The organism is Thermus sp. NMX2.A1 (assembly GCF_000511705.1).
Lineage (GTDB): Bacteria > Deinococcota > Deinococci > Deinococcales > Thermaceae > Thermus > Thermus scotoductus.
In genome coordinates, this window is the sequence record NZ_ATNI01000010.1 from 1 (window position 1) to 1,052 (window position 1,052).

General features: G+C 63.2%; 2 protein-coding genes. Both read left to right on the plus strand.

From position 1 onward, the window contains the following. Nucleotides 1-184 precede the first annotated feature (184 nt). The gene (locus TNMX_RS00355) at nucleotides 185-505 is read left to right on the plus strand and encodes a helix-turn-helix transcriptional regulator (protein WP_234558123.1); all 321 of its coding nucleotides are present in this window, start codon (nucleotides 185-187) and stop codon (nucleotides 503-505) included. A 39-nt stretch (nucleotides 506-544) separates the two neighbouring features. Next, nucleotides 545-1,052, plus strand: a 508-nt coding sequence (locus tag TNMX_RS00360) for a DUF72 domain-containing protein (protein ID WP_038028247.1), incomplete at its 3' end; no start/stop codon positions are given.

Below are 1,052 nucleotides of genomic sequence, written 5' to 3' on the forward strand. Positions count from 1 at the left end.
TTTTGATATCGGTCCATATACCCCAAAAGGGTATTGGGTTGTTTCCGCCCTCCCGATGGGCCCTCAAAGGCATCAGGAATCTCGCGTTTGGCATAAGCATCCTTTCCCAAACGAGGGACCTTTGCTAAAGTATAGCCTGATGGCTTGTGATCCAGCGCCCGGCCGCCCCAATGTGGCCCTTAAGTTGACCGAAGCCCTGGCGCATCCCGCCAGGCTGACCATCGTCCGCCTCCTAGCGGAGCTTCCCGACGAGCACACCGCCTTTGACCCCCGCTGCGGCACCGCTTACGGGGTGTGCTTTTGCCATCTGAAGGAGAAGACCGGGCTTTCGGGCCCCACGGTAAGCCACCACCTCAAGATCCTTCGGGAAGCCGGGCTGGTGGAGGGCGTGCGGGTGGGGCGTTGGACCTATTTCCGCCTTAAGCCAGGGGGCCTCGAGGCCCTAGCCCACGAGCTCCTTCACCTGGCCCGCCAAGCGGAGAGGGCCGCCGCCAAGGCGGGGTAAGCGCTTGTCTAAAAACCCCACCCCTGCCACCATGAGGGCATGGGAGAGATCCGGGTGGGTACCGCCAGCTGGACGGACGAAACCCTCCTCGCCTCCGGGTGGTATCCTCCCGAGGTACGCCACCATCCCGAGAAGCGCCTCCGCTACTATGCGGAGCACTTTGACACCGTGGAGGTGGACAGCACCTTCTACGCCCTACCCCGGCGGGAGGTGGTGGCGAAATGGGCAGAGAGGACCCCAGCGGGCTTTCTCTTCCACGTGAAGGCTTTTTCCGCCTTTACCGGACATGGCCTCGAGGCCGCCACCCTTCCCAAGGACCTTCGCTCCCTTCTCCCCAAAACCGAAGGCCACCTGGCCCAGCGGGAAATCCCCCAAGAGGTTCTAGAGGAAGCCTGGAACCGCTTCTTCGCCGCCATCACCCCCTTAAGGGAGGCGGGCAAGCTGGGGTACCTGCACTTCGGCCTTCCGCCCTGGACCGAACCCAAGCCCCGAAGCTTTCGCTACCTGGAGCACCTGGCAGAGAGGACCCAAGGCTACTGGGTGGCGG